Annotated in this window: 4 protein-coding genes; 3 read left to right on the top strand and 1 reads right to left on the bottom strand. The window is 44.6% G+C overall.

Features of this window, described 5'->3' with window-relative positions; all coding sequences use genetic code 11:
- Positions 1-199 (top strand): transposase (locus O9324_RS21540; protein WP_287629896.1); only part of this gene is annotated, 199 nt, incomplete at its 5' end.
- Positions 200-571: 372 nt separating this feature from the next.
- Here the strand turns inward: O9324_RS21540 and pstS are convergent.
- Positions 572-1585 carry a phosphate ABC transporter substrate-binding protein PstS gene (gene pstS, locus O9324_RS21535; protein ID WP_288141269.1) on the bottom strand — a complete coding sequence of 338 codons (1014 nt, stop codon included), beginning with the start codon at positions 1583-1585 and terminating at the stop codon, positions 572-574.
- Between the two features lie 580 nt (positions 1586-2165).
- On the opposite strand from pstS, the gene O9324_RS21530 reads away from it, so the two are divergent.
- On the top strand, positions 2166-3452 hold the full coding sequence (locus O9324_RS21530; protein WP_288141268.1) for an HlyD family secretion protein: 1287 nt from the start codon (positions 2166-2168) through the stop codon (positions 3450-3452).
- A gap of 52 nt (positions 3453-3504) precedes the next feature.
- Complete coding sequence (locus O9324_RS21525) at positions 3505-4110, top strand: Uma2 family endonuclease (protein ID WP_288141267.1); 606 nt, start codon at positions 3505-3507, stop codon at positions 4108-4110.
- The last annotated feature ends 211 nt before the right edge of the window (positions 4111-4321 follow it).

The following is a 4321-nucleotide window of genomic DNA, read 5'->3' as shown; positions in this document are numbered from 1 at the left end:
CAGTGTTTTTACCAAGAGTTGTCAAACAATCCGAAACTGGTTTGGAGAAATAATTAGTTATTTCGAGCGAAGGACAACGAATGGGGTGGTCGAGGGAATCAACAATAAACTTAAACTAATAAAACGGAGAGGCTATGGCTTGAGAAACTTTCGGAATTTTTGGGTTAGAAGTATGTTATCTTGGCATCTTGTCTGTTGATTTAGCATAAAGAGTAACGAAGAGCCGAATTTTTCTCAAGTTACTATTTCTATTTTAGGTGGTTTAAGTGCGTTTTAGCTTAGTCACCCCACAGAACCCCCTTGAGCCATATTGCACACTTTTCTCTTTTTGTCAAATTTTATGTTAAGAAAGATGTGACTAATGGATAGCCCCTTGATAAGGGGGCAATCTGACAATTTTTAACAACTACTGACTACTTATCAGTTGTTTAAAATACAACTGTAGGGGCTGAACATTGTTCAGCCCAGAGAAAAGAAATACTTGCAGTTATTAGTTATGGACTTAACCAGTAACTTTTTTCCATCTTACTGGAAAGCGGTGACAATCAAGCCCAAACTAATACAAAAGTATTTATTTAATTTTGTTAACTTCGGCTAAAACTTTTTCAGTCACCGATTGAGGAATCCGGGTAAATTCCAATTGATTGTTAATACCTTGACCGGTGGTGAGAATCCAAGTCAACAGTCTTTTAATTTCTGCCGCTTTTTTGTTATCAGCGTAGTCTTTCGGTACTAATAACCAAGTAATCCCGACGATCGGATAGCCATTGCTCGGATCATCTACATTAGCGGTAAAATCAGCGTTAAATTTCACCCCTTCCATCGCCTTGTTAGCTTGAGCGAGACTCGGTTCGACAAATTGACCGGCTTTATTTTGAACTTTAGCGGTTCTCATGGTTGCCCCTTCATTTTTGCGGGCAAAGGTATCTTGAACGTAACCGATCGAACCTTCTGTTTGTTTAACCAGGGCTGCCACACCATCATTTTTCGGTCCCTTGAGAACCGTAAAACCCCAGTTAGGTTCTTTGCTGGTTCCCACTTTACTTTTGAAAGAAGGACTAATAGCGCTCAGGTGAGAGGTAAAAATCTCGGTAGTACCGCTACCATCAGCCCTAACCACTACTTTAATCGGTCGGTCGGGCAGTTTCGCATCCACTTGTTTCCAGTTGGTGATCTCGCCACTGAAGATTTTACCCAGGTTAGCCCTGGAAATTTGCAGGTTATTTACCCCGGGCAGATTATAAACCACGGCGACGGCTCCTCCGGCGGTGGGAACTAGCAGTAAACCGTTTTTCATCTGGCTTTTTTCCGAGGAGGAAGGAGCCACATCAGAAGCCCCAAAATCGACGGTTCCGGCGATAAATTGCCGAATACCAGCGCCGCTACCGACGGAATTATAGTTAACGGTGACACCAGTGGCGTTTTTATAGTCGGCAAAATAACGCTGGTATAGGGGCGCGGGAAAGGAGGCTCCTGCACCGTTCAGGGTTTGGGCGAAAGCTTCTCCCATCGTCCCTGCTAGGGCCGCTGCCGTGGCGAAGGAGACAGCACACACACGAGTTAGGGTAGCAGTTGAGAATATCATAAGTTTTCTGGTTGAAGAATTCTGCACAATTGAAGAAAGTTGAACTTTCTTCAAAATATAGTTTAAGGCACAAATATTACTTTTAAATCTAGAAATATTTTAGTTTTTTTTGGTTAAGATTTAGTTAAGCTTACTTTAATCACCCTTAACCTTAAACCTTGATTAGAAAAGTAGTTAGTTAGTAATTTTATCGGCAAGATTTTCTAGGGAAAATAGACGAGGTTTAAGCCGATGCCAAGAAAAACTAATTGATCCCATCATTACAGATTAGAACGGGATAAGCGCATCTCAAATACTATGAAAAATTGGTATTTTGCTAGTTAATTTTACTACCTAAGCAAAATTGATTACAGTTCTAAGCTGTTAGCCGTAAGCCTTGAATCAGTTTCATTGATCAGTTACCAGTTATCAGATGTGAGTTTTCAATTCACTGATCACTGTTTACTGATAACTGAAAGGTCTCCTGTCTCAACTAGGAAATTAATTGTCCACGACTACTTATAAGTTCTCAAAAATTGCGCCCCTAGTTATCGTTTAAAATCGAAGTATCAACCTTGGCCAAATTTGAGAGATAAAGGTAATGGCTCGATCGCACCCCGTTCCTAACTTGCCAGTAGCCCCGGAAAAACGGCAATTCAACCCGCGGTTGCTGTTGCCCCTAGCTGTTGTGATTGCCGCCGGTTATCTCGGTTGGCGACATTTTGCCCCGGTCCCCCCAGCTACGGTACTCAATGTCAGTGGCAGGATTGAAGCAGACGAAACTGATATCGGGGCAAAAACTGGCGGACGAGTAGATCAAATTTTAGTCCGGGAGGGCGATCGAGTCAAAGCAGGACAAGTGATCGCAGTAATCGTCGATGAGGAAGTTAATCAACAACTGCAAGCAGCGATCGCGTCCGTTAACGCCGCCCGACAAGAGGAAGCACAAGCATTGTTAGATATTAGCGTGGCCGAAAGTCGCATTCAAGAAGCGGCAGCGAACTTAGTGCAAGCAAAAGAAGACTCCTCCGGACGAGTTAGCCAAGCGAGCGCCAACGTTGCTGCCGGTCAAGCGGCAGTAGAACAGGCTAAAGCGGAGGTAAAACAGGCAGAAGCGGCAATAATCAGGGCAGAAGCCCAATTAAAACTGGCTTTAGCCGATCGAGAACGTTACGATCAACTATTTAGGCAAGGAGTAGTTAGCCAGCAACAATTCGATCGCACCCGTACCGATGCCGACGCGGCCAAAGCAGACTTAGACACCGCTAAAGCGACTCTCGTGGCACGACAAGCCGCCGTTAACACTGCCAGGCAGCAACTGCGAGCAGCCCAGGGAAATTTAGCCCAAACCCGTTCCACAGCCCTTAATTCCGTCATTCGCAGTAATCAGTTAAGCGCTTACCAACAACAAAAAGAACAAGCTAAGGCCCGATTAGCCATAGCCCGGGCAAATTTACAAGCGGCGATCGCTAATCAACAACAATTACAAAAACGTCTCGACTCCATGCAGGTAAAAAGCCCGATTAATGGCATCGTTCAGGATCGTCCCTTGCAACCGGGGGCCGTAGTTACCAGTGGGAAAACCCTGCTCACCGTCATCGATCCCCAATCGATCTATCTGCGCGCCTATATACCAGAAGGGGACATCGGCAAAATTTATGTGGGCAAACCAGCGCAGGTATTTCTCGACTCCGATCCCGATCGCCCCTTAGCTGCTAAAGTTAGTGCGATCGATCTAAAAGCTGCCTTTACTCCCGAAAATATTTACTTCCAAAAAGATCGCGTCCGGCAAGTGTTTGGTGTCAGATTAGCGATCGATCAGTCGGAAACCTACGCTAAACCCGGGATGCCCGCCGATGCTAAAATTGACTTGAAAATTGGGATATAATTCAACTAATTACAAATCGTTATCTTGAGGGGCTTTGCCATCGGGAGTGCAGATGACTTACCTATCCCAAAAACCTCTGGTATTCGAGGATTTTTTACAAAAATATGGCAATGAATTTCGCTACGAATTAGCCGATGGAGAATTAATCGATATGGAACCGACTGGACCGCATGAAACGGTTAGCGGTAAAATAGCGACCCACATCGGTATGGCTTTAATTAAAGCGCGAAAACCTTGGTTCATTCCCCGAACCTGTCTGATCCGCCCTTTTACCGACGCGGCCACGGCTCGTCGTCCCGATGTTGTCGTTCTCGATGAGACCGTTCTCCCCCTAGAACCCATCTGGGACAAAGAACCTGTAATTACCCTACCCCGATCGATTCAATTAGTTGTCGAGGTGGTCAGTAGCAATTGGGAGACCGATTACGCTCGTAAGGTGGAAGAATACGCGCTTTTGGGAATTCCTGAATATTGGATCGTCGATTATCGCGGATTAGGAGGAATTGCCTTTATCGGCAAACCCAAACAACCCACTTTTACCGTCTGCCAACTACTTGATGAAGTTTATCGGCAACAGCAATACCGTTTGGGAGAACTGATTTCCTCTCCTATTTTTCCCGATCTTCAACTCTCTCTCAACGATGTTATGCCTCGTTGATGTCAACGGGTCTGGCTTTACTAATAAACTCAACTGTTTCAGAAATATGGTTCTTCGTTACTTGGTATAGCTGGACTTCCCCCGTATAAACATACTAGCTATGGCTAAAAGTCTTACAGAGCCTGAGTTAAAGCAATGAAATACTAATGAACTACTGGACACAAAATCCTGAAGTTCTTACGCCGATAGGGTTTGAGGCAAAAATTTTCAA

Source organism: Microcystis sp. LE19-84.1B (assembly GCF_027531875.1).
Taxonomy (GTDB): Bacteria; Cyanobacteriota; Cyanobacteriia; order Cyanobacteriales; family Microcystaceae; genus Microcystis; species Microcystis panniformis.
This window is presented reverse-complemented; position numbering and strand designations above follow the sequence as displayed.